We start from the raw sequence: 23,491 nt of genomic DNA on the forward strand, positions 1-23,491 counted from the left end.
GTCCGCTTCGAACGATACGGACCGCCGGTCCGCTTTGCAACACCCACCGAGCCCGCGACGGAGGAGACCCCCTGTGACCGAGCGCAAGCCCCGCAAGGACGCGGCCCGCAACCGGGCGGCCGTTCTCGCGGCCGCCGACACCCTCTTCGTCCGCTGCGCGCGCCCGGACGACGTGACCATGGCGGACGTCGCGGCGGCGGCCGGTGTAGGCAAGGGGACGCTCTTCCGGGCCTTCGGCGACCGGACCGGACTGATCAAGGCGCTGTACGAGGCACGGCTGGAGCCGATCGAGGAGGCCGTCACGACGGGCCCGCCACCGCTGGGCCCCGGCACTCCCCCGCCGCAGCGCGTCCCCGCCGTGCTCGACGCGCTCCTGTGCTTCAAACTCGACAACCGCCGCCTCGCCCTGGCCCTGGAGGGCGCCGGCGGCGACAGCCCCTACGGGGCGGCGCACTACGGGCGCTGGCACACCCTCCTGCGCACCATGCTGGAGCAGGTTCCCGGCCTCGCCGACGGCGACTTCGCCGCCCACGCGCTGCTCGCCGCCGTCCGGGCCGACCTGGTCGAGCACCTGGCCGGCCCGGAGGGCGTGCCGCGCGAGAGGATGCGGGCCCAACTGGCGGACTTCACCGGCCAGGTACTGGGCGCCGCCCCGGCCGGGGCCTGACGTCCGGGGCACTGGCCGCCGGCCCCGCTCAGGCGGCCTGGCCGCTGTGCAGTGCCGCGTACGCCCCACCCCTGCCCAGCAGTTCCTCGTGGGTTCCGGTCTCCTGGATCCGGCCCTCGCCCATCACCACGATCCGGTCCGCACCCCGCACGGTGGACAGCCGGTGCGCGACGACGAACGTGGTGCGCCCGCGCAGGAGCCTGGCCAGGGCCTGCTGGACGAGCGCCTCCGAGCGGGTGTCCAGCGCCGAGGTGGCCTCGTCCAGAATGAGCACCCTCGGGTCCCGGATCAGCGCGCGGGCGATGGCCAGGCGCTGGCGCTGACCACCGGAGAGCCGTGCGCCGTGCTCCCCGACCAGGGTGTCGAGGCCCTGCGGCAGCCGGTCGACGAACTCCAGCGCGTTGGCGTCCCGCAGGGCCGCGCGCACCGCCTCCTCGTCGGCGTCGTCCATGCCGTAGGCGACGTTCTCCCGGACCGTGCCGTCGAAGAGGATGGACTCCTGCGGCACCACCGAGACGAAGCGCCGGTACGTGCGCAGGTCGAGGGTGTTCATGTCGGTGCCGTCGAGCAGCAGCCGGCCCGCGGTCGGCCGCAGGAAGCCGATGACCAGGTTGAGGACGGTGGACTTGCCCGCCCCGGACGCGCCCACCAGCGCGATGGTCTCGCCGGGTCGGACCGCGAGCGTGAAGTCGCTGACGGCGGGCCGCCCGTCGCTCTCGTAGAGGTGTCCGACGCCCTCGAAGGTGACGGCGCCGCGCAGCGAGGCGAGCTCCGCCTTCCCCTCGTTGTCCTCCAGTTCGGGGGCCTGGAGCACCTCGCCGACCGAACGGACGGACTCCAGGCCCTTGGTGATGACCGGCGCCAGCCCTGCCAACGTTGTCGTGGAGCTGGTGAGGGTGGTCAGGAAGGCGCTGAGCATGACGACGTCGCCGGCGGTGACGCCCCAGACGCCGTGGTACGAGACCAGCGCGGCTCCCGCGAGGACCAGTACGCCGACCACGTTGAGCACGACCCAGGACAGCGAGCCGAAGCGGCCGTTGACCAGGTCGAGGCGGTTGCCGGAGGTCAGCAGGCGGTCCAGGGTGCCGTCCATGCGGCGCAGCGCCTTGCCCTCCAGGCCGTGGGCGCGGGTGACCGGGATGAGCCGGGTCATCTCCGTGACCCTGGAGGACAGGGTCTCGACCTCGTGGCGGAAGTGCTCGTTGTGGCTGCGCAGCCGGGCGCGGAGCCGGGCCACGAGAAGGGAGGCGGCGGGTACGACGACGAGGAAGACGGGCAGGAACTCCGGCGTGCGCACGGCGACGATGATCAGGCCGCCGGTGAGGACGGTGAACGCGCCCAGCCCTGTCTCCGCGGTCTGCTGCACCATCTGCTCCACCGTCTCCACGTCCCGGACGACCTTGGCCTGCAGGACGCCGGCGCTGACGCGCGAGTGGTAGCCGATGGAGAGCTGCTGCATGCGGGTGCACAGCGCGGAACGCAGGGCGGTGCCCATGCGGCGCACACTGCCGTACAGGAGACGGACGTACAGCAGGTGCAGCGGGTAGTTGACCACCAGGATGAACATGATGATCCCGGTACTGGTCCACAGGTCGCCGATCGGTCCGTGCTGGACGACGGTGTCGATGATCGACGCGGTGATGAGCGGCAGCAGCCAGACGGGACTGTGCTTGACGGTGAAGACCGCGACCGCCCCCGCCAGACGGCGGCGGTCGGCGCGGAACAGGTAGACGAGCGTGCGTATCGGGTGTTCGCCCCGGTAGCGGTGATCGAGTGGTTTTTCGAGCGGCGACGCCATCGGCGTGGTCCTCCTGGTGACCGAGGGGGCAAGCGCTTTCGTCCCGCGCTTTCCTACCCCGTCGCCGAGGAGTACGCCACACCGTTCCGAAGGCCGGAACGCCCCTGCGCCGTACACCCGTAGGCCCGTCCGCCCGTGTGTCGGTGCGTCGGAGGGAGACCCGCGCCTTCTCCCCCGTGGAGGGCGCGGGTCTCAGTCTCCGAGTGTGCGGGCCAGTTCGGTCGTGGCCCGCGCGATCTCGCTGTCGCCCTCGGCCAGCAGCCGCTCCAGCCCGTCCCGCCGGGCGCGGACGGCCTGCCGCGCCGCGCGCTCCCATGCCACGGGGTTCTCCCGGTGGTTGAGCAGCTTCGGGTAGGCGGTGGCGGTGGTCTCCCACTGGCGGGCGTCGGCGATGTTCTTGAGCAGCTGGATGATCTGCGCCCGGCAGCTCACCTGGGGCCGCTGCGCCAGTTCCCACAGGAAGGGGACGGTCGCGGCGGTGGCCTGTTCGACGACGAACCCGTACTGGCAGATGCGTTTCCGCAGATCACCGAGGGCGGCACGGGCGGTCTCGGCGTCCCCCAACGCGACCTTGCGCAGCAGCCGGGGAATGGCCGCTGCGGAACCGCTGGAGTCCTGGATCTCGCTCCAGGGCACGCCGTCCAGCCCCGCGAGGGGACCGGCGGCCCGGGGCGAACCGGGCGGCTGCGTCTGACGGTCGGTGCGCCGGGTGCTCGGGTCGGGTTTCGGAGCGCTGCGCATGGTGTGGGGCCCTTCCGCGGCAGTCGGGTCAGGTGAGGGAGCGGGTCGACAACTTGACCCAGACGGTCTTGCCCGCCGGAGGCCTCGGGGTCCAGCCCCACTCCTCGGCGAGGGCGTCGACGATGCACAGGCCGCGTCCGTGCTCCTGGAGGGCGGAGATTCCGGACGGGGCGAACACGGGCGCGTTGTCCCCGGGGTCGGAGACGGTCAGCGTCAGGTGGTCGGAGTCCAGGGCGAGCCCCAGCCTGACCTCGGGTGCGCCGGCCGCCGCCGACGGCACCGCGTGCCGCACGGCGTTGGAGACGAGCTCGGTGATCACGAGGACCGCGTCGTCGGCGTGCCGGTCCAGGGACCAGCCGCTCAACGTGTCCCGCGTGAAGACCCGGGCCCGGGCGAACCCCTCCCCGCTGCACGCGACGCGCAGCACGGCGGATGCGGGTGGGCCGCCTGGGGCGTGGTGCTTCGCGCGGGAAGCGGGGAACGGCCACTCACCCCGGCCGGCGGCCGGTCGCGCCGCGCGCGGGAGCTGTCCGAACCGGCTCGCCGGGCCTGCCTCCGACACGGGTTCGCCGGGCGACCGGAGCGTTGGATGCGCAGGTGACGACACGGCATCTCCCTGATGCGACGTCAGAACGGGGCGCCGACCGGGGGGTTGACGCCACGGCTATTATCCACGCTGACAGCGCTCGCGTGCAATTGCACGGGAAATTGCGCGAAAAAAATCGGACGGGAGCGCACGGGGACCGACGGGGCTCGGTCCGCTCCCCCGAACGGCAAGGAGACCGCGGTGCCACCAGTGCGCAACGGAGTGCAGGCCAGCCTGTTGGACGCCTGCTGGAAGAAGAGTCGGCACAGCAACGCCGAGGGCAACTGCGTCGAGGTGGCCCTCGTGGACGGAGGCATCGCGATGCGCAACTCCCGTGATCCGGACGGCCCCGCGCTCGTCTACACCCCCGCGGAGGTGGCCGCCTTCCTGGCCGGGGCGAAGGAGGGCGAGTTCGACCACCTGCTGTGAAGCAGGGCCGGGAGCGGCCGGCGAGGCGGGCGGCCATCGTGAAGCGGAGGCCTCGTGAAGCGGAGGCCAACTACCCGTTTTCCACTGGCCGATGCGGCGGGCACATGCGGGATGAGATAGTGTGGTTTCTCAAGTCTGCCGGTCTGCTGGGAGTCAGGATGTCCGCCGCATCGCATCGCCTCTCCCGTCTCGAACCCTATCTGGACAGGGCCGAGCCTGCTCCGACTCTGCTGAAGATGCTCGTCGGTGTTCAGCTGGCGGGCTTCCGCGAGGACGCCGGCCTGTCCCAGGAACAGGCGGCGCGCGACATCGGGTTCAGTCCGGCGAAGCTCTCCCGCATCGAGTCGGGCAAGGGCCGCAAACCTCCGACGGAGACGGACGTCCGCGCGATCCTGGAGCGGTACGGCACCGACGCCTACGAGGCCTCGGTGCTGGTCAAGCTGTTGCAGCGGGCCGGCGAACCGGGCTGGTGGCAGCGGTACGACAAGCGCCTCATGCCCGAGTGGTTCGACCGTCTGGTCGGACTCCAGGAGGCCGCGGCGACCATCCGCACCTTCGAGATCCAGTACGTCCCCGGCCTGCTCCAGACCCCGGACTACACCCGGGCCGTGGTCGAGCGGGGCCTGCCGAACGCGCCTGCCGGTGAGGTTCAGCGGCGTGTCGAACTGCGTATGCGCCGCGCGGAGTTGCTGCGCCGCGGAGACGCGCCTCAGTTGTGGGCGATCATCGACGAGTCCGTGCTGCTGCGGGTCCTGGGCAGTCGCGAAGTCATGCGTGAACAGCTCGCGCACCTCGTCGAGATGGCCGGGCAGCCCCATGTGACGCTGCAGATCGTGCCGCTGGACGTGACGAACGCTTCGGCACCCGCGATCCCGGTCACCTATCTGCGTTTCGGCGGCATCGACCTGCCCGACGTGGTCTACCTGGAGCACATCAAGAGCGCCAACTTCCTCGAGGACCGCGACGAGACCGAGGAGTACCGGGTCGCGCTGGACCGCCTGGCCGACGAGGCGCTCACTCCGCGCGAGTCACTGGAACTGCTGCGCGAGGCGATGGCGCAGCGCTACGCCCAGAAGTAGCGGCGCGAAGGAGAAGGGCCGCACACGTAGCGCGCGGCCCGGGATGCTCTCTCCGCTAGCGGATGCGGCCCAGACCGCCGAACTCGATCCACTCGTCGGTGAGCTGGCGCGGAGCCACCTCGTTGTCCGGACGCCAGGTGGAGACCTCCACCAGGCCCGGCTCCATGATGTCCATGCCCTCGAAGTAGGCCTCGACGTCCTTGGGCTCGCGGACCCGGCCCCAGTGCCCCTGCGTCGCCTGGTCCATGAAGGCCGTGACGGACTCCCGCACCTCGGCGTCGTCACTGACCAGCTGGCACATCACGGCGTAGCTTCCGGGCACCAGTCGCTCGGTGACGCGGCGGATCACGGCCGTCGGGCCGTCGGTGTCGCTGTCCGGGATGCAGTGGAAGACCGAGTTGAACAGCACGGCCACCGGCTGCGAGAAGTCGATCAGGCGCTGGGTGTCCGGGTGGGAGAAGATCTCCTCCGTCGAACGCATGTCGGCGTGGATGACGGCGGTCCGGTCGTTCTGGTCGAGCAGCGCACGACCGTGGACCAGCACCATCGGGTCGTTGTCGACGTAGACGACACGGGACTCGGGGGCGACCCGCTGTGCGACCTGGTGGACGTTGTCCTGCGTGGGCAGGCCGGAGCCGTGGTCCAGGAACTGGCGGATGCCGTAGTCCTCCGCGAGGGTCCTGACGACCCGCTGCAGGAAGCACCGGTTGTTGAGCGCGAGCCGACGGGTGCTGGGGACGACCTTGTCGAGTTCCCCGACCGCCGCCCGGTCGGCCGCGTAGTTGTCCTTGCCGCCGAGGTAGTAGTCGTACATACGTGCTGCCGTTGGCACGTTGGCGTCGATCTCCGTGGACAACTGCTTGTCGGCTTGCATCGTTCCCCCAGCTCTGTACCGCGCCAACTGCACTGGCATGACCGAGAGTACATCCTAGAGACGCGGCGGTCAGGGAAACCAGTACGCGGATCAGGTGGCCGCCAAGGCGACTGCGGGACAGTCGAGTTGACGGCCACCCACCTCGGTCAGCCGCGTCCGGCCAGGTACGCGTCGACGCCGGGCGCCTTGTGGGCCTCCTCCACGCCGACCAGGCCGCCGGCCGCCTTGGCGTCGGGCTTCAGCACGTAGGTGGACCGGCTGGCCGGCTCGGTCACCAGGGTGAAGTTCTGCGGGGTGCCGAGGCCGGTGTCGGCGTTCTTCTGCGAGCGGTGCGCCTTGACCACGTCCTGTCGGGTGAGGCTGCCGCCCTCGCACGCCTTCTTCAGGTCGGCGCCCATCAGCTGGGCGGCGTTGTAGCCCGAGAGCACGCCGGAGTCGACCGGCTCGCCCGGGTACTTCTTGTTGTAGGAGGCGACCATCTTCTTGACGCCCGGCAGGTCGGAGCTGACCGCCGGTGCGGCGCTGACCACGTGGACCATGGCCTCCAGCGCCGGCGCCGCGGGCGTCTTCATCAGCTGCGGGGAGTATCCGGGAGCGCTGCTGACGATCGGCACCTTCAGGCCCCGGGCGGCGGCCACGCCGGCGAGGGAGGCGGTCTGGGCGGGGCCCGCGCTGATCAGGACCGCCTTCACCCCGGCCTTGCTCAGCGCCGACACCTGCGCGGTCAGATCGGTGTCCGTGGCCTTGATCTTCTGGCCCACCACCTTCATCCCGGCCTGCTCCGCGGCCCACTCCGAGCCCTCCAGCGCGTTGGCGCCGTAGTCGCCCTCGAAGTACACGTGGCCGATCGTGTCGCCCTTGGCGATCTTCTTGGTGCGGGTGAGGAAGTCGACGGCGGCGATCATGTCGAGGTCGTAGGTGGTGCCGAGGACCTGGACGGGGTCCATCCCGAGCAGGGAGGCGGCCCAGGCCTGCGGGAAGGTCAGCATGTGGTCCCGCTCGATGTCGTCGAGCAGGGCCGCGACCACCGGCGAGCCGATGACCTGCGGCAGGGCGACGACGTCCGGGGAGATGTCGGCGTAGGCGGTGACCGCCTTCTGCACGTCGTAGCCGTGGTCCTTGACGACGATCTCGACCTTGCGGCCGCAGATGCCGCCCGCGGCGTTGGTCTCGTCGGCCCACATCTGCTGGGCCTGCACGATGCTCTTGCCGAGGGTGGCGTAGGGACCGGTGAGGTCGGTCAGCGCGCCCAGCTTGATGGCCTTGTCGCTGACTCCGGGGCCGGCCTTGACGCCGTCGGCGGCGTCGTCGGTGGACCCGCCGTCCGCCTTCGTGCTGCATGCGGTGCCCGCGAGCAGCACGGCGGCCAGGGCCGCGGCCAGGGCGGCGGTCCGGGTGGTGCGGGGCCTGGAGTGCGTGACGTTCACGGGGTGTGCTCCTTGGTTCGTGCGGCGTTGGCGGTGGTGGCGGGAGGCAGGGACGTGGGCCCGGCGTCGGGCGGGCCGGTGTCGGGTGACTTGCGGCGCAGGCGTGCGCGGGTCCGGCGGGCCAGTCCGTGCAGGCCGTCCGGGGCGTAGAGCAGGATCACGACGATCGCCGCGCCGTAGAGGTAGCGGGAGGCCTCGGTCGGGCCGATCGAGCCGTCACCGGAGCCCGGGGTCGCCACCAGCGGCAACTGGTCGGCGTAGCGGGTCATCAGCAGGGGCAGCGCGGTGACGAAGACGGCGCCGGCGGTGGCGCCCGCCACCGACCCGAGGCCGCCGATGACGATCATGGCGAGGTAGTCGACGGAGAGGAGGAGCGAGAAGTAGTCGGGCACGACGCGGCGGAAGGAGAGCGCGAGGAGGACGCCGGCCAGGCCCGCGTACATCGAGGAGACGACGAACGCGGCCGAGCGGTACCGGGCCACGTGCACGCCCATCACGGAAGCCGCGGTCTCGCTGTCGCGCAGCGCCACCAGGGCGCGTCCGGGGCGCCCGCGCAGCAGCCCGCGCGCGGTGAACCAGGTCAGCGCGAACAGGACGAGTCCCAGGTACCAGAGCCGTTCCTCGGCCCCGAACGGCACGCCCAGGACCGTCAGTTCCGGGTCGGTCTCGGCGAAGGTGAATCCGCCGATCTCCAGGGGCGGCACCGAGCGTCCGTTGAAGCCGCCGGTGACGGAGTCGGCGGTGAGCAGGACGTGGTGGCCGAGGAAGACCAGGGCGAGGGTGGCCACGCCGAGGTAGATGCCCTTCACCCGGCCGGCGACGGGGCTGAACAGGCCGCCCGCGGCTCCGGCGAGCAGCACGGCGAGGACGGCGGCGACGGCCGGCGGCAGCCCCGGTCCGGGCTCGCCCGCCAGCCATACGTACCCGTAGGCGCCGACGGCGAGGAAGAAGGCGTGCCCGAGGGAGAGCTGTCCCGCGGTGCCGCTGAGCAGGCCGAGTCCGACGGCGCCGATGGCCGCGGCCATGGAGAACAGGCCGATGCGCAGCCAGAAGGCGTCCAGGTAGAAGGGCAGGGCGCACAGGAGGAGGGCGGGCAGCAGGAGCCGGCCCTGCTTGAGGAGCCCGCCGCGCCCGAGGAGGGTGCTCCTCTTGAGGAGGTCAGACACGTGCCGCTCCCTTCGCCGCGAAGAGTCCGGCGGGGCGCACCAGGAGGACCAGCACCATCACGGCGTACGGGGCGACATCGCCGAAGCCCTCGCCGAGGACGTGCAGTTCGGACTGGTAGCCGGCGACGAAGGCCTCGGTGAGGCCGATCAGCATGCTGCCGACCAGGGCGCCGACCGGGGAGGCCATGCCGCCGAGGATGGCCGCCGGGAACGCCTTCAGGGCGATCTGCCCGGTGGTGCGCTCCAGTCCCGGTGCCGGGAAGGCGACCAGGAAGACCGCGGCGAGCGCGGCGAGTCCACCGGCCAGGCACCAGGCGACGGTGCGTACGCGGGTCAGCCGTACGCCCATGAGGGCGGCGGCCTCACGGTCCTCGGCCGCCGCGCGCAGCGACAGGCCCCAGGGGGTGAACCGGAAGAGGGCGAAGGCGCCGCCGATGGCCACGGCGGACACCAGGATCGCGGCGATGCGGCTGTCGGCGACGGTCACCGGGCCCAGGTCGGTCACCGAGTTGCCCCAGGGGTCGCCGAGCGGCAGCAGGTCACCGCCGATCCGCCGGGCCAGGTCGGTGACCAGGACGATGTCTATGCCGATGGTGACGATGGTCTGGACATGGGCGGCGTGCGGGTCGGTCCCCCCGACCCGCTGGAGCACCAGCCGGTCCAGCGCCCCGGCGACGGCGGCCGTCACGAGGACCGCGACGGCCAGCGCCCCGGCGAAGCCGATGTCGTCGTGGAGGACGGCGACGAGGTACCCGCCGAGGAGCAGGAGCGAGCCGTGGGTGAAGCTCAGCACGCCCGACGCCTTGAAGATGGTGACGAAGCCGAGGGCGATCAGGGCGTAGACGGACCCCAGGGCGAGGCCGTTGAGGAGGTTGTCGAAGAAGCCGGTCATGCCGCGTCCTCCCCGGTGGTGCCGGTGCCGAGGTAGGCGCGCAGCACCTCGGGGTCGCGCCGGACCTGGTCCGGGGCGCCGTGGGCGATGGCCTTGCCGAAGTCGAGGACGGTGACCTCGTCGGCGAGCCGCATGACCAGTCCCATGTCGTGCTCGACCAGCACGACGGACAGGCCGAGTTCGGCGCGGATCTCCCGGACGACCTCGGTCATGCGGGTGCGTTCGGCGGCGTTCATGCCGGCCACGGGTTCGTCGAGCAGCAGTACACGGGGCTCCAGACAGAGGGCGCGGGCGAGTTCGACCCGCTTGCGGTCGCCGTAGGACAGCAGGGCGACGGGTGCGTCGAAGTGGGCGCCGAGGCCGGTGAGTTCGGCGATCTCGCGGGCTTTGGCGAGGTGTTCGCGCTGTTCGCGCACGGCGCGCGGCAGACGCAGGGCGCTGGCGGCGAAACCGGCGTGGGACAGGGCGTGGCGGCCGAGCATCAGGTTGTCGGCGACGGTGCCCTGGGTGGTGACGATGTTCTGGAAGGTGCGGGCCACGCCGAGAGCGGCGATCCGGTGCGGGGCGAGCCGGGTCAGCTCGGCGTCGCCGAGCCGTACCGTGCCGGCGGTGGGCCGGTACAGCCCCGACAGGACGTTGAAGCAGGTGGACTTGCCCGCGCCGTTGGGGCCGATGACGGCGTGCACGGTGCCCGGGGCGACGGTGAAGGAGACGTCGTCGAGGGCGACGAGGCCGGCGAATCGCACGGTCACGTTCCGGACCTCGAGCGCGGGGGGTGTGGCGGTGCGGGTGGTCACGCGGCCCCCTGACCGTCAGCGGTGTCGCCCAGGTAGAGGCGGCGTACGGCGTCCGTCCGCGCGAGTTCGTCGGCGGCGCCGGACAGCCCGATCTCGCCGACGTCCAGGACGTAGGCGTGTTCGGCGAGGGACAAGGCCATGCCGGCGTTCTGTTCCACGAGGAGTACGGCGGTGCCCTGGGTGTTGATCTCGCGGACGACCTCGGCGATGCGGTCCACCATCATCGGGGCGAGTCCGAGGGAGGGTTCGTCGAGGAGGAGCAGGCGGGGTGCGGCCATCAGGGCGCGGCCGATGGCGAGCATCTGCTGCTCGCCGCCGGACAGCAGGCCGGCGGCCTGGCGGGTGCGCTCGGCCAGCCGCGGGAACAGCGTGAAGACCCGCTCCCGGGCCTCACGGACCTGGGCCGGGGCACGCCGGCCCAGGCCGAGCCCGCCGGCCCGCAGGTTCTCGTCGACGCTGAGTCCGGCGAACACCCGCCTGCCCTCGGGTACCTGCACGACTCCGGCGCGTACGGCGGCGACCGGGTCCCGGCCGTCCAGGGCCGTGTCGCCGTAGCGGACACGGCCGGCCGTGATCGCGCCGCGGTGCAGGCGCAGTGTGCCCGACACGGCCCGCAGCAGCGTCGTCTTGCCGGCGCCGTTGGCGCCGAGCAGCGCGACCACGCCGCCGTAGGGGACGGTCAGGGACACGGAACGGAGGGCGGACAGTGCGCGCCCGTACTTCACGTCGAGGCTCTCGACGTGCAGGGCGGGCTCGCCGTCCGGTGGTGCTGCGGGCATCGCGGCTCCTTGGGACCGTGCCGAGGCCGGCACGGTGACGGGAAAGGGGGAGCTCACGACAGCACGCACGCCGGTGCCGGTACAGAGCCACGGCCTGGGTCGCTGCGGCGTCCCAGTCCCGGGGCGGAGAGTCTGTGCGGATGCCCAGACCCGGGCGGCGGGGGGCCGCGCCAGGGGGCGGCGTCGCTGCGGGCGGGGGTCGCGCCGGGGGGCGGCGTCGCCGCGGGCGGGGCCACGCCAGAGGGCGGCATCGCCGCGGGCGGGGCCACGCCAGAGGGCGGCATCGCCGCGGGCGGGGCCACGCCAGGGGGCGGCGTCGCTGCGGGCGGGGGTCGCGCCGGGGGGCGGCATCGCCGCGGGCGGGGCCACGCCAGGGGGCGGCGTCGCTGCGGGCGGGGGTCGCGCCGGGGGGCGGCGTCGCCGCGGGCGGGGCCACGCCAGAGGGCGGCCTCGACGCTGCGGGCGGGGGCCGCGCCGGGATCGGCGTCGCCGCGGGTGCCGAGGCCGCCGGGGAGGGCGGGGGCGTGGCGGGGAGACGGCGCCTTCGCGTACATCGGGGCGTCGTGTCCGAGCCGGGCCGCGGGGCACCGGGGGGACGGTGCCTTCGCGCGGCCCGGGGCGTCGTGCCCGGAGCCGGGTCGCGAGACACCGGGGGGGGAGGCGCCTTCGCGCGGCCCGGGGCGTCGTGCCCGGAGCCGGGTCGCGAGACACCGGGGGGAGGCGCCTTCGCGCGGGCCGGGGCATCGCGCCCGGAGCCGGGTCGCGAGACACCGAAGGGAAGACGCCTTCGCTCGGGCCGGGGCATCGCGCCCGGAGCCGGGCCGCGGGACGACGCCCGGCGCATCGTCACACGCCCGGGGCCCGCATCATGCGCACCAAGGGGGCCGTAGTCACCCTCGCTCCCTGCGCGGGCTCCTCTCCGCGCGCGCCAGAGCACCGGGGGTCCACGCCGCGCCGGAAGACCAGGGGCCGGGATTCGCCCGCACGGCGGCGTCCGGTGCCCCCGCCGGCCCGGGACGTCCGGGGCGGCGGGGCCGCGGCCTCGGCCACGGGTGGGCGAGGTGAGCCCGCGACGGGTGTCTCGGGGCCTCGCCGGGCAGCGCGGGACGCCGCCCGGCGCCGGGGTGGGGCTGAGGCGGAGCCGGGGGGCCGGGCTCCCCCTGCGGAGCCAGGCCGGGGCCCGCGTGGAGCCGGGCCAGAGCCGGGCCCGTGGCGGGGCCGGGGCCCAGGGCGGGGCCGGGGCCCGGGCGGCGAAGCCAGGGCCCGGGCGCCGGAGGCGTCGCCGGGTTCGTCAGTTGTGTAGGAGTCGTCGGGCGGTCAAAGCCAGGGTCATTTCGACGACGTCGGCCGGGCGGGCCAGTGAGCGGCCGGTCAGTTGCTCGCAGCGGCGGAGGCGGTTGAGGACCGTGTTGCGGTGGCAATAGAGGCGTTCGCCGGCCCGCTGGGCCGAGCCGTCGCAGTCGAGCCAGGTGGTGAGGGTGTCCAGCAGCACCTCACGGTCGGCCGGCTCCAGCCGCAGCAGGGGGCCGAGCACCCTCTCGGCGAGGGCCCGGCCGAGTTCGGGGCTGGAGACGACGAGGGCGGCGGGGAGGTGGTCGGCGAGCCGGACCGTGCCGCCGGCCTCGGGGCAGATGTCCAGGGCCGTGTCGGCGTGCCGGCGGGCGTCGCCGACGGAGGCGAGTCCGTCGACCGGGGTGCCGACGCCGATCCGGACGCCGGGAAGCACGGCACGCGGCCCGGACTCGGCGTCCTCCGGTCCCGGGAGCCCGTCGTCGCCGGTGCCGACCAGGACGATGCCGTAGTCGACCTCGCCTCCCGCGTGCCAGTGGACGCGTGTACCGGACGCCACGGCGGCGGCACGGGCGGCGTCGGACCGCGCGGGGTGTCGGCCGCTGACGGCGACGACGACGTAGCGGCCCTGCTCCGGCAGGCCCAGCGCCTGCGCGGCCTCGGGCAGGTCGGCGATGCGGCTGGTGCCGTCGAGCAGACCGGCCGCCAGCAGCCGGGCCCGGTTCTCGCGGCGTCGGGCGAGCTGCCACTCGGTCTGCCGGTAGGCGTCCGCGACGAGGGTGCAGTGCTCGTCGACGAAGTTCCACACGTCGGCGGCCACGTGCACGAGGAGGCGCACGTCCTCGGGTGCGGTCCGGGAGGTCTCCTCGATCAACCGCTGCCACACCAGTGAGCCGCCGAGACGGAAGGCGTGCAGCAGCGCGTCCAGCGGAAGCCCCTGCTCGGCACGGGTGGCGCCGATCCGCCAGGAGCAGCGGCGGGCCGCTTCCCGCGCGCCGCGCGGGTCGAGCAGCGAGGCCACGCTGTGCCGCAGCGAGCGGTGGACCTCCTGCCAGGTGGCGGTGGGATCCTTCGTGATGGCCGCGCGGTACGCCGGCTCCTGCTCCTGCAGCAGGGCCACCAGCCGGTCGGCCAGGTCGGGCAGGTCGTCGAGCAGGGCGCGGGCGGCCCGGTGCAGGACACGCAGGGCGTCGGCGTCCATCAACGACGCGACGCTCGGTGTCCGCGGGCGTGGTACGGGCGTCAGCCCGGTGCGGATCGCTGCTCGTGACCGTACGGCGTGCTGCATCGCGGTCCTCCCCAGGCCAGGGCTTGCGGGGACGCCCCGCGACGGGCTGTCCGCCCGTGCCGGGCCTGCCCCCTGACTCGTCCTGCCCCGAAGGATGGCATACCGTCCGGTCGGTCCCTAGGGTTGTGCACCGGTCTTTTCGCCCCGTTCGGCCTGTCCGGCATGCTCGACCATGCGGGCCAGCTCCAGGCGGGACCGTACGCCGAGCGCCGCGAACACCTTGCGGAGGTGGTAGTCGACGGTGCGGGTGCTCACCGCGAGGGTCAGCGCGACCTCGCGGTTGGTGGCGCCCTCGGCGACCTGCCGGGCGATGCGCAGCTGCTGCGGCGTAAGGCGGGACAGCGCGCCGGCACCCGACTCGTGCGGGGCCGCTCCGAGCGCCCGCAGCTCGCCACGCGCCTGCGCCGCCCAGACGCCGGCCCCGCAGCGGTCGAAGCCGGCCAGCGCGGTGCCCAGGCGGCCACGGGCCTCACGCGGCCTGCGCCGCCGGCGCAGCCACTTGCCGTACAGGAGCGCGGTGCGGGCCCGTTCGAAGTCGCCGCCCGCCTCGTCGTGCCGGGCGAGGGCGCGCCGGTAGAGGTCGTCGGCGCGGTCCGGCGGGGCGAGGAGGGCGTGGCAGCGGGCCAGTTGCGCGGCGGCCTGCGGATCGGCGCCGAACGCCGCCCAGCCGGCGAAGTCCGTGAGGACCGCGCGGGTGTCCTCGTGGCGTCCGGCGAGGACCGCGGCCTCCACGAAGCACGGCACGGCGAGCCGCCACACCGCGAAGTGTCCGCGCCCGGGTCCGGGCAGGACCAGGAGCCCGAGCCGGTCGGCGGCGTCGAGGGGGCGTCCCCGGCCGAGGTCGGCCCGGGCCGCCGCCCACTCCGCGAGGGTGGCCGCCTGCGCGAGTCCGTGCCGCCGGGCGGTGGTCAGCGCGGCCGTCACATGCCGGGCGACGACGTCCGGTTCCTCCTCGATCGACGCCGCGAGGGCCAGCACCGCCCGGTGGTGGGCCGCCGTGTTGCGCTGGCCGGCCCGCAGGGCGGTGCGCAGTCCCTCCTCCGCGTGGGTGCGGGCCTGCGGGTGCCGGCCGGCGCGCAGTTCGGCGTAGGCCAGGTACTCCAGTGCCTGCGGCACCAGCGCGTCCGACCCGAGCTGCCGGGCGGCGGCCAGGGCCCGGGCCCCGGCCCGGCGCGCGGCGTCCACGTCCCCGAGCAGCAACGCGGCCGACGCCGACCGCAGCAGCCCCTCCGGCCGGTCGCCGGTCCTGGCCCGCTCCACCACCTGCCCGAGCGGCACGACGGCCCGGTCGAGTCGCCCTTCGAGCAGCGCCCGCATGCCGACACGGTGGTCGCGCACAGCGCCGGCCACGTACGCCGTGGGGCACCGGGCGTCCGTGTGCCGGGCGGCCGGGGTCTTCGACGGCGGTTCCGGCGCGAGTGCGGCCAGGCACGCCGACAGGTCGCCCGCCGCCCAGGCCGCGTCGGCGGCGGCCAGGGCGGCGGTCGCGGCGTCGGCGGGGGCGTCCGCGGCGAGCAGGGACGCGGCCAGCAGCAGCGTCTGGTGGGCGTCGCCCACGGGGCCGTCCCGGAGTTCCGTCAGGCCACGCACCAGCTCGGCCCGCCCCCGGACACCGGCCGGGGCGGCGCAGCCGCGGGCCGCGGCGAGCAGCGGGCGGGCCCGGTCGGGGCGGCCGGCGAGCAGCGCCTGCTCGGCCGCGGCCGTGTACCGCTCCGCGCGGGCGGGGTCGTCGGCCGTCAGCTCGGCGGCACGGGCGTACACCATGGCGCGCAGCCGGGACGAGCCCGGCACCGTGCCGTCGGCGGCGACCGCGGCGAGCCGGTCCGCGAGCGACGGCGCGGGCGGCGGGCCGGTCAGGGACCAGGAGCGGTGCAGCAGCGCCGGGAGCCGCCGGCCGCCGGCCTCCAGCACGTCGGCCAGCGCCCGGTGCGCGGCGCGGCGCCGGTCCGGTGCGGCGGTGGCGTGGACCGTACGACGGACCAGGGGGCCGTGGAAGCGGAGCCGGTCGTCGGCCAGGGCGAGGAGCGCGGGAAGCGGTCCCGGGAAAGGTGCGGGGGGCGGCGTGGACGCCGGCCGCAGGTGCCGTACGGCGTCGAAGACCAGGCCCGCGTCGACGTCCGGTCCGTCGGAAGCGCGTACGGCCGCCGCCACCGTCAGCAGCAGGTCGTGCGCGTCCGCGGACAGACCGGTCAGGGCCTCCCCCGCCACCTCCGCCAGGACCGTGGCGTCGGCCAGGGGTCTGGGCGGGGGCCGGTGCCCGCGCAGTTCGGCCGGTGAGAGCCGGCGGACGAGGGCGAGGAGCAGGGCCGGGTTGCCCTCCGCCTCCGCGACCAGCTGCTCGCGCACGGCCGGGTCGGCGGCGCCGTCGGTCACGTCGTCGAGCAGGGCGTCGGCCTGCGGCGGCGTGAGCGGGTCCAGGCGTACGGCGGGCAGGTGGGCGTACTCCGGGTCGACGGCACGGTGGCCGGCGACGGAGAGGAGTACGCCGACGCGGACCGTGGGGTGCAGGCGTTCGGCCGCACGGCCCAGGGCGGTCCGGGCCGGGGCGTCCCACAGGTGCGCGTCGTCGACGCACACGAGCAGAGGTGCCTCGCCGGCCGCTGCCCGCAGCGTGTCGAGCAGTTCCCCGGCGGTGACGCGTGCGCTTCGGCCCGGTCCGGGCCCGAGGTGGAGTACGCGACCGGCCCGGAAGGAGCGGGCGGCCCAGTGGAGGAGGGCGGTCCGGCCGAGCCCGGGTTCGCCGGTCACGACGAGGTGGCCGCTGTGGGTGCGCAGGCCGTCCAGCAGGGCGCGCACCTCCTGCCGTTGCGCGTCCCGGCCGTGGATCCGCACGGCCGCACGTACGGTCGTCTCTCCGGTCATTCCCGGGAGGTTACGCGCGCGTAACCTGACGCGGAAGCCATCGGTCCGCCGCGGCCCGCCGGAGCATCGGCGGTGTCACCTGCGGTTGTGCACCGTGGGGCCGGGGCACGCACTGTGCCGCTGCCCAGCGGTCCCGGTCCGGGGCCGTGCGGCGGCACAACCGCGGGTAACACCGCCGGCGGCGGCCGCGACCTGCCCGCGACCGCCGCCGGATGGTGCCGTGAGCCGGGTCAGGAGCCGTGCGGGCAGTTGCCCCGGTACTCCTCGATGGTCAGGCTCGGCCGGGGCAGCGGGCACAGGAACTGCTCGTAGCGGGTGTCGTTGTCGATGAACCGCTTGAGCCAGGAAATGCTGTACTTCGCGATCGTGGTGTCCGAGGTGTTCGGCGTGAAGTGGCTCGCGTTGTTCAGCTCCAGGTAGGCGCGGTCCGTTCGGGACGGCAGGCTGGAGTAGAACGGCTCGGAGTGCGAGGAGACCGGGGCGATGGTGTCGCCGTCGGCCCCCACGATCAGCGTCGGGGTGCTGACCTCTGGCCAGCTCTTGTCCGTGTTCCAGGGGGTGAGCGGGATCGCGGCCTGGAGCGACGGCCGGGACTTGGCTGCCTCCAGAGAGCCGCCGCCGCCCATCGAGTGGCCCATGACGCCGAGTCGGCTGCTGTCGACCCGCCCGCGGACGGAACTGCGCTCGGTGAGGTAGTCCAGGGCCGCCAGCAGCTGCCGGCCGCGGGAGGCGGGCTGGTCCAGGGTGGTGTTGGTGTCGATGGTGAACACGACGAAGCCCTGCGAGGCCAGCCGCGGACCGAGCCAGGCGATGGAGGACTCGTACGCGGTGAAGCCGGGCGAGATCACGACGGCGCCGAACGTGCCGTCACTGGTGCTGGTCGGGTAGTAGATCGTGCCGCCGCCGAAGCCGGTGACCGCGAGCGAGGAGACGCTGGTGTCCGCCACGGAGTACGGGCCGCGCAGTGCCTCGATGCTGGACTCGGTGGGCGCCGGACCGCGCTCGTAGGGGTTGTCGGCGGCGGCGTGGGCGCCGGGGCCGGTGAGGGTGCTGAGCGCGACGACGGCGGCCACGGCCGCCGTGACGCCGGCGAGCCGCCGCCGCGTTCCGCGGAACGCCGGGCGCTCGGCCCGGGAAGCGGCGTGGGTGTGGGGGTTCTGCTGCACGAGGGTCGTCCTCTCTGTCGTGGCGAGGGGCCCGGCCGGTGATCGCACACGGCCCGGAACGCGTGGGGTCGCGTCCCGGGACATCCGCCGGACGGGCGTCGCCGTTGTGCTGGCGGTGTCACTGTCGGCGGGTGGTGCGGTGCGGGGGATCGGCAGAATTACCGGCCTCGTGCGCCGGGTGGGTCGTGGGGCCCGAGGGGGAGGCGGCGGGCCTGGGGGAGCGAAGGGAGGTCGGGCAAGAGCGCGGACGACGGGCCTGGGCAGGGGAAGAGCGCAGAGGAAGAGCAGAGGGGCAGAGCGCTGGGGTAGAGCGCAGGGGTAGAGCGCAGGGGTAGAGAGTGGCGGCGGGGCCATGAGGCGGCGGCGGCGCGACGGACGAGCCGGCGACGACGCCGCCGTCCCGAGGTCCGCGGTCTTGCCCCGGCACCGGGCCGGTGTGACACGCTCGGCGTCGGCCGGGCCGTCGCGCGCCGGCCGTCAGGGAGCAACGTCGGCGGGCCCGGGTTCGGGTTCGGCACTGCGGAGAGGCGATGGCATGCGTATCGGACTGCTCGGCACCGGTCCCTGGGCGGACATGGCACACGCGCCCGCCCTGCGCCGGCACGACGGCCTGGACTTCGTGGGCGTGTGGGGGCGCCGCCCGGACGCCGCCAAGGAGTTGGCGGACCGGCACGGCACACGTGCCTACGACGACGCCGACGCCCTGCTGGCGGACGTGGAGGCGGTCGCGGTCGCGCTGCCACCGGCCGTGCAGGCCGAGCTGGCGGTGCGGGCGGCGCGGGCCGGGTGCCATCTGCTGCTCGACAAGCCACTCGCGGCGACGGTGCCGCAGGGGCGGGCGGTGGTCGAGGCGGTGCGTGCGGCGGGCGTCGCCTCCGTCGTCTTCTTCACCGCCCGGTTCCAGCTCGGGACCGAGGCGTGGATCACCGAACAGGCCGCCAGGGGCGGCTGGTTCACGGCGCGGGCGCAGTGGCTCGGCGCGGTGTTCAGCGGCGACAGCCCGTTCGCGGACTCGCCGTGGCGACGGGAGAAGGGCGCCCTGTGGGACGTGGGGCCGCACGCCCTGTCGGTGCTGCTTCCGGTCCTCGGTGACGCCCGGGGCGTGACGGCGGCGGCGCCGGGCCCCGGCGACACCGTCCATCTGGTCCTCGACCACACCGGCGGCGCGTCGAGCACGCTCACGCTCAGCCTGACGGCGCCGCCGGCCGCGGCGGGCGCGACCGTGGAGTTGCATGGCCGGGCCGGTGTGACGCTGCTTCCGGAGAGCGCGGAGGGACCGGTGCCCGCTCTGCTGCGAGCCGCGGACGCGCTTCTTTCCGCCGCCGGGGGCGGAGGCCCGCACGCGTGCGACGCCGCGTTCGGCCTGCGGGTCACCGAGATCCTCGCCGAGGCCGAGGCCCTGCTGAGCGACCGGCGGTGACCGCCGTCAGCCGCCGGCCCGCTCCCGCTCGAACGGCTCGTCGCTCCACCGGAACCAGGCTCTCTCTCCCTGGATATGCAGCAGGAACTCGGCGACCGGGCCGTCGGGAGAGACCAGCCGCACGCGTCGTTCGATCTCGCCGTAGACCGCCTCCCACTGGGCCCAGTGCCCCTCGTCGTCCCGCTCCGCCAGGGCGAGTTCGCGGGCGAACAGGTCCTGGACGGCGGCGAACGCCGGGCCGGCGCGGAACCGGCCCGACAGCCAGGGGAAGTCGGCGTCGTCGATCAGGATCTCCCCGACCTCCGTGGCGGCTCCCTCCTCCCCCACGTCCGGCGCCCCGCGCACGTGCCAGATCTCGCCCTCGAACCCCACATCGCCTCCGCGCACGCCGTTGACCACCGTGCCGGACAGCATGCCACCCGGCACTGACACCGACGCCGCCCCCGACGCAGGCCTACCGGCCGGCCGCTACCGGATGGAAGTTGATCCGTTCCCGCGCGATCGGGTAGCCGGCCTTGGCGAAGTTGGCGGCCATGGGGTGGTTCCCCCGGTCGGTCGCGGCGGAGACGAACTCCGCGCCCCGCTCCACCAGGAAGTGGGTGCACTCGGCCAGCAGGTCGAAGGCGTACCCGTGTCCACGGTGTTCCGGCAGTACGCCGATGAAGCCGACGCACGGGCCGGACGGGTTGTGCGCGGGGATGTGGATGCCCGCGAGTTCACCCTCCGGGGTGTACGCCAGCTGCCACCACTCCCGCGGCGAGGGGCACCAGTGGAAGAAGTCGAGTTCCGACTGCGCGGCCTGGTCGAGCCCGCCCTTCTCGATGTCCAAGAGCGCGTGGGCGTCCAGGGTGACGGAGTGGATGCGGCGCAGCGCGTCGAAGAACACCGCGTCGTCCGGTTCGGGGCGGAAGTCCAGACGGCCGGGCCGCTCGGGGAGCCCGCACTCCGGCGTCCACCGGTACAGGAAGCGTTCGACCAGGAGGTCGTACCCGGCCGTTCGGGCGGCGGCGAAGCGTGCCTCGGTGGCGGCGCGCAGGGCGGGGTCCTCGCGCCAGGTGCCGGGCGGGTTGAGTTCCAGTTCGACCTGCCAGGGGGCGGTGCTCAGGAGTTCGGCTCCCGCCTCCTCCTCGCCCTCGGCCACGTCGAACCAGTTGAGGGTGACGGGTTCGGTGTCGTCGGGGCCGCCCCACCAGGCGCCGCGGGCGACGACGGCGCCGTCGCGCAGGGCGATCCGCTTCCAGTCGGGGCGGTGGTGGGTGAGCCGGTGGCCCTCACGGGCGCCCAGCGGGTCGGGCAGGGTGTCGAAGAGATGGGCGTCGCTCGCGTCGAGCGCGCGGATGACCAGATCGGTCACGGATTCCTCCGGGATGCGTCATGCGTGGTGCGCTCCCGGTGTCAGTCGAGGTACGCCGGGACAACGGGGAGGGAGCGCGGAAACGATGTGAACTGCACGGCTCTGCCCTCCTTCCGTCGGTCTCAGGGCGTGTCCCGGACAGTACCGGGTGCCGTGCGAGGGCGGCCACCGGTTTTCCGGCGCGGATTAAACGGGCCTTAAACGGCGGTTAAGCGTTCCCTGCGTGGCGCCGGTCACCCCAAGTCCCAACTGGCACAACGGGTTTGAGGGCCGGCGGAGACGGTTGGCCGGGCCATCCGTCATGCGTACCATCGGCGCACGTCGTGAGAGCGCTCTCAGGCTTCCGTTCCCCACTGTCATGTCCCGATCACACTGGAGCCCCCCCACATGACTCCCCGTCACCAGCGTCCACTCGCCCGCCGCAAGCTCCTCGTCGCCCTCGGCGGAATGGTCGTGGCCGCACCGGTCGCCGCCGCCGTCGCCCCGCACGCCCTCGCGGGCGTCGGCTCGGACGACTCCGCGGCCGACTCCGGCACCAAGGCCGCCGGAGCCCTGCCGCTGACGATCGTCAACAGCACCGGTTCCTTCGGCAACGGCGACGTGCACGTCTACATCGTCGGAAACGTGGACGGCCGGCAGGTGCGCGTCACCCCCGACGGCACCGTCGCGCCCGTGGCCCTCTCCGACAACGGCGCCGACGGCTTCACCGACTACGCGATCAGCCTCGCCGGCAGCGGCGAGACCCAGCTGAACCTGCCGTACCTCTCCGGCCGGATCTACGTGTCCCTCGGCGGGAAGCTGAGGTTCAAGGCGGTCGCCGACGGCGCCGGCAACGCCGCGCTGCAGTATCCGGCGGGCTGGGTCGAGTCCGACCCGAACTACGGAGTGCTCCACGACTGCGCGGAGTTCACGTACAACTCCTCCGGGATGTTCTGCAACACCACCATGGTCGACATGTTCAGCGTGCCGCTCGCCATCCGGCTGACCGGTGCCAAGGATCAGACCACCGGCACCGTGCGCGCGGGCGGACGGGCGGACGTCTTCGCCGCGCTGCGGCAGGTCGAGGAGTTCGCGCCGCTGGTGGTGGACGACACCCGCGTGATCGCCCCCGGCCACGGACTGGACGCCGGCCTGTTCCCCAAGGACTACCTCGCCCCGTACATCGACGAGGTCTGGAGCACCTACACCGGCAAGGATCTCAGGATCACCACCAACGCCGGCACCTTCACCGGCCGGGTGCGCGGTGACCGGCTGACCTTCGACGGGCCCGCCCAGGTGTCCTTCGGCAAGCCGTCCACGCGGGACGTGCTGTTCTGCGACGGCGCCCTCGCCGCGCCCAACGACGGCACGACCGGTCCCGTCGCCGCGGTCCTCGGCGCCGGCTTCAACCGCTCCACGCTGGTCTCCTCGGCCGACCAGCCGACGACCGACCCGGCGGCGTTCTACGGGACCGCGCTGACCAACCACTACTCCAAGGCGGTGCACGCGGCCACCGAGGACGGCAGGGCGTACGGCTTCGCCTTCGACGACGTGGCCGACTTCGCCTCCTACATCCAGGACACGGCGCCCACCGGGTTCCGGCTGACGCTCACCGGGTTCTAGGGCCGGTCCGGGGCCGGGGAGGCGCCCGGCGTGCGGTGGGCCGGGCGGCGTAGGAGCGTGGTGGTGTGCGAAAGGTGTCGGCCCTGCCACCGCGCCGGGGCGAGGACCGGCGGAGCTGGCTGAGCGGGGCTCCGCCACCCCGTTGGGTGCGGGTGCTGCCGCCGGCCCTCGTCGTGGCGATCTGCGCGGCGACGCTCATCAGCCACGATCCCCTCGACATCGGCTTCCTGCTGGGCGCCATCCCGCCGCTGGCCGTGCTCTCCTACAGCCCGCTGGCCACCGCTCTGCTGGGCGGCGTGGTGGTCGCGCTGCTGAACATCCCGGCCTTCCAGCTCGACCGGCCGGGCGACACCGACCTGCTGACCGTCGTCTTCGTCGCCGGGCTCAGCGTCTTCGTGTCCTTCGTACGCAGTCGCCGCGACGCCCAGCTGGGTCTGGAGCGCACGGTCGCCGAGGCCGCGCAGCATGCCGTCGTGCCCCCGCTGCCCGAGCGGGTCGGGGCGGTGCGCTGTGCCGGGCTGTACCGGGCGGCGCAGCGCGGGACGCTCGTCGGGGGCGACTTCTTCGACGTACGGGACGGCCCCTTCGGCGTACGGGTCGTGACGGGGGACGTGCAGGGGCACGGGCTGTCGGCGGTGTCGACGGTCGCCTCGCTGCTGGGGGCGTTCCGCGAGGCGGTGCTCGACCAGCCGGATCTCGCGTCGGTGGCCGGGCGGCTCGACCGGAGGCTGCTGGTGGACTCGGCGGACGCGCGGCACGCCGAGCTGTTCGCGACGGCCGCGCTGCTGGAGTTCTCCGCCGACGCCCTGGAGGTCCGCGTCGTGGTCTGCGGCAACCCGCCGCCGCTGCTGCTGCGGGGCGCGCGGGCCACGGAGCTGGAGGTATCGCCGTGGACGCCGCTCGGGCTCGGGCTGGCGGACGCCGGCGCGATCGAGGCGTGCACGGTGTCCCTGCGCCCCGGTGACCGGCTCTTCCTCGCCTCGGACGGAGTGGTCGAGGCCCGGGGCGCCGGCGGCGCGTTCTACCCGCTGGCCGACCGGCTGACCGCCTTCGCCGACGAGGACCCCGCCGTGCTCCCCGACCGGGTCTGGGCCGATCTGGTGCGCTTCTGCCCGGACGTGGACGACGACGTCACGATGCTCGTCCTCACTCCTTCGCCCCCGGCGCCGGTCTGAATCCCGTCGGTCTCCGGATGCGGTGGCCGCTTCCGCATTGAATGGTGTTATCGGGATATTCGGGACCGACAACAGCACGGCACCGAAGCAGCGATCCGG

20 protein-coding genes are annotated in these 23,491 nt (G+C 74.0%); 6 read left to right on the forward strand and 14 right to left on the reverse strand.

The annotated features are described in order from the left end of the window. Nucleotides 1-73 precede the first annotated feature (73 nt). Entirely contained in the window at nt 74-667 is a 594-nt protein-coding gene (locus tag RI578_RS03035) for a TetR family transcriptional regulator (protein ID WP_310869572.1), read from the forward strand. 28 nt (nt 668-695) lie between these two features. Here RI578_RS03035 and RI578_RS03040 read toward each other — a convergent pair whose 3' ends face one another. The 3 genes from RI578_RS03040 to RI578_RS03050 form a co-directional block, all read right to left on the reverse strand. Further along, nucleotides 696-2,465: an ABC transporter ATP-binding protein gene (locus RI578_RS03040; RefSeq protein ID WP_310869573.1), complete on the reverse strand. Its 1,770-nt coding sequence runs from the start codon at nt 2,463-2,465 to the stop codon at nt 696-698. 192 nt (nt 2,466-2,657) lie between these two features. Beyond that, on the reverse strand, nt 2,658-3,206 hold the full coding sequence (locus RI578_RS03045; RefSeq protein ID WP_310869574.1) for a hypothetical protein: 549 nt from the start codon (nt 3,204-3,206) through the stop codon (nt 2,658-2,660). Between the two features lie 28 nt (nt 3,207-3,234). Continuing rightward, a complete protein-coding gene (locus RI578_RS03050; RefSeq protein ID WP_399059351.1) occupies nt 3,235-3,633 on the reverse strand; it encodes an ATP-binding protein in 399 nt (132 codons plus the stop codon). A 360-nt stretch (nt 3,634-3,993) separates the two neighbouring features. Between RI578_RS03050 and RI578_RS03055 the strand changes: the two genes are divergently transcribed. Both RI578_RS03055 and RI578_RS03060 read left to right on the forward strand, forming a co-directional pair. Then, complete coding sequence (locus tag RI578_RS03055; RefSeq protein ID WP_055421265.1) at nt 3,994-4,221, forward strand: DUF397 domain-containing protein; 228 nt, start codon at nt 3,994-3,996, stop codon at nt 4,219-4,221. 158 nt (nt 4,222-4,379) lie between these two features. Beyond that, a complete protein-coding gene (locus RI578_RS03060; RefSeq protein ID WP_310869576.1) occupies nt 4,380-5,300 on the forward strand; it encodes a helix-turn-helix transcriptional regulator in 921 nt (306 codons plus the stop codon). 55 nt (nt 5,301-5,355) lie between these two features. Here RI578_RS03060 and RI578_RS03065 read toward each other — a convergent pair whose 3' ends face one another. The 9 genes from RI578_RS03065 to RI578_RS03105 all read right to left on the reverse strand — a co-directional run bounded on the left by RI578_RS03065 (nt 5,356) and on the right by RI578_RS03105 (nt 17,841). Further along, the gene (locus RI578_RS03065) at nt 5,356-6,174 is read right to left on the reverse strand and encodes an SAM-dependent methyltransferase (RefSeq protein ID WP_310869577.1); all 819 of its coding nucleotides are present in this window, start codon (nt 6,172-6,174) and stop codon (nt 5,356-5,358) included. 146 nt (nt 6,175-6,320) lie between these two features. Continuing rightward, a complete protein-coding gene (locus RI578_RS03070) occupies nt 6,321-7,601 on the reverse strand; it encodes an ABC transporter substrate-binding protein (protein WP_310869578.1) in 1,281 nt (426 codons plus the stop codon). Beyond that, nucleotides 7,598-8,701, reverse strand: coding sequence for a branched-chain amino acid ABC transporter permease (locus tag RI578_RS03075; protein ID WP_310875649.1), 1,104 nt, complete (start codon nt 8,699-8,701; stop codon nt 7,598-7,600). Before RI578_RS03075 ends, RI578_RS03070 begins: the two co-directional genes overlap by 4 nt. Nucleotides 8,702-8,759: 58 nt before the next feature. Continuing rightward, nucleotides 8,760-9,659: a branched-chain amino acid ABC transporter permease gene (locus tag RI578_RS03080; protein WP_310869579.1), complete on the reverse strand. Its 900-nt coding sequence runs from the start codon at nt 9,657-9,659 to the stop codon at nt 8,760-8,762. Continuing rightward, on the reverse strand, nt 9,656-10,456 hold the full coding sequence (locus RI578_RS03085) for an ABC transporter ATP-binding protein (protein WP_310869580.1): 801 nt from the start codon (nt 10,454-10,456) through the stop codon (nt 9,656-9,658). The genes RI578_RS03080 and RI578_RS03085 overlap by 4 nt, the downstream gene beginning before the upstream one ends. After that, nucleotides 10,453-11,235, reverse strand: coding sequence for an ABC transporter ATP-binding protein (locus RI578_RS03090; protein ID WP_310869581.1), 783 nt, complete (start codon nt 11,233-11,235; stop codon nt 10,453-10,455). Before RI578_RS03090 ends, RI578_RS03085 begins: the two co-directional genes overlap by 4 nt. A 1,291-nt stretch (nt 11,236-12,526) precedes the next feature. Beyond that, the gene (locus RI578_RS03095; RefSeq protein WP_310869582.1) at nt 12,527-13,813 is read right to left on the reverse strand and encodes a helix-turn-helix domain-containing protein; all 1,287 of its coding nucleotides are present in this window, start codon (nt 13,811-13,813) and stop codon (nt 12,527-12,529) included. A gap of 117 nt (nt 13,814-13,930) precedes the next feature. Further along, nucleotides 13,931-16,675 (reverse strand): helix-turn-helix transcriptional regulator, encoded by a 2,745-nt coding sequence (locus tag RI578_RS03100; protein WP_310869583.1) that lies wholly within the window; start codon nt 16,673-16,675, stop codon nt 13,931-13,933. A gap of 230 nt (nt 16,676-16,905) precedes the next feature. Further along, nucleotides 16,906-17,841: a dienelactone hydrolase family protein gene (locus RI578_RS03105; RefSeq protein WP_310869584.1), complete on the reverse strand. Its 936-nt coding sequence runs from the start codon at nt 17,839-17,841 to the stop codon at nt 16,906-16,908. A gap of 535 nt (nt 17,842-18,376) precedes the next feature. On the opposite strand from RI578_RS03105, the gene RI578_RS03110 reads away from it, so the two are divergent. Then, a complete protein-coding gene (locus tag RI578_RS03110; protein ID WP_310869585.1) occupies nt 18,377-19,261 on the forward strand; it encodes a Gfo/Idh/MocA family oxidoreductase in 885 nt (294 codons plus the stop codon). Between the two features lie 6 nt (nt 19,262-19,267). Here RI578_RS03110 and RI578_RS03115 read toward each other — a convergent pair whose 3' ends face one another. Together RI578_RS03115 and RI578_RS03120 are read right to left on the reverse strand one after the other, a co-directional pair. Beyond that, nucleotides 19,268-19,633, reverse strand: coding sequence for a hypothetical protein (locus RI578_RS03115; protein WP_310875650.1), 366 nt, complete (start codon nt 19,631-19,633; stop codon nt 19,268-19,270). A gap of 82 nt (nt 19,634-19,715) precedes the next feature. After that, nucleotides 19,716-20,615: a GNAT family N-acetyltransferase gene (locus tag RI578_RS03120; protein ID WP_310869586.1), complete on the reverse strand. Its 900-nt coding sequence runs from the start codon at nt 20,613-20,615 to the stop codon at nt 19,716-19,718. A 387-nt stretch (nt 20,616-21,002) separates the two neighbouring features. On the opposite strand from RI578_RS03120, the gene RI578_RS03125 reads away from it, so the two are divergent. Together RI578_RS03125 and RI578_RS03130 are read left to right on the forward strand one after the other, a co-directional pair. Continuing rightward, on the forward strand, nt 21,003-22,217 hold the full coding sequence (locus RI578_RS03125) for a glycoside hydrolase family 64 protein (protein ID WP_310869587.1): 1,215 nt from the start codon (nt 21,003-21,005) through the stop codon (nt 22,215-22,217). Nucleotides 22,218-22,282: 65 nt separating this feature from the next. Continuing rightward, nucleotides 22,283-23,392 (forward strand): PP2C family protein-serine/threonine phosphatase, encoded by a 1,110-nt coding sequence (locus tag RI578_RS03130; RefSeq protein ID WP_310869588.1) that lies wholly within the window; start codon nt 22,283-22,285, stop codon nt 23,390-23,392. Nucleotides 23,393-23,491: the final 99 nt, after the last annotated feature.

Origin of the sequence: Streptomyces sp. BB1-1-1, from assembly GCF_031597775.1 — a bacterium.
In the GTDB taxonomy this organism is placed as follows: Bacteria; Actinomycetota; Actinomycetes; order Streptomycetales; family Streptomycetaceae; genus Streptomyces; species Streptomyces thinghirensis.

Coding starts and splice junctions, on each gene's coding strand:
- RI578_RS03040 (WP_310869573.1), bottom strand. CDS start 2,465: ATGGCGTCGCCGCTCGAAAAACCACTCGATCACCGCTACCGGGGCGAA.
- RI578_RS03045 (WP_310869574.1), bottom strand. CDS start 3,206: ATGCGCAGCGCTCCGAAACCCGACCCGAGCACCCGGCGCACCGACCGT.
- RI578_RS03060 (WP_310869576.1), top strand. CDS start 4,380: ATGTCCGCCGCATCGCATCGCCTCTCCCGTCTCGAACCCTATCTGGAC.
- RI578_RS03065 (WP_310869577.1), bottom strand. CDS start 6,174: ATGCAAGCCGACAAGCAGTTGTCCACGGAGATCGACGCCAACGTGCCA.
- RI578_RS03080 (WP_310869579.1), bottom strand. CDS start 9,659: ATGACCGGCTTCTTCGACAACCTCCTCAACGGCCTCGCCCTGGGGTCC.
- RI578_RS03090 (WP_310869581.1), bottom strand. CDS start 11,235: ATGCCCGCAGCACCACCGGACGGCGAGCCCGCCCTGCACGTCGAGAGC.
- RI578_RS03095 (WP_310869582.1), bottom strand. CDS start 13,813: ATGCAGCACGCCGTACGGTCACGAGCAGCGATCCGCACCGGGCTGACG.
- RI578_RS03100 (WP_310869583.1), bottom strand. CDS start 16,675: ATGACCGGAGAGACGACCGTACGTGCGGCCGTGCGGATCCACGGCCGG.
- RI578_RS03110 (WP_310869585.1), top strand. CDS start 18,377: ATGCGTATCGGACTGCTCGGCACCGGTCCCTGGGCGGACATGGCACAC.
- RI578_RS03125 (WP_310869587.1), top strand. CDS start 21,003: ATGACTCCCCGTCACCAGCGTCCACTCGCCCGCCGCAAGCTCCTCGTC.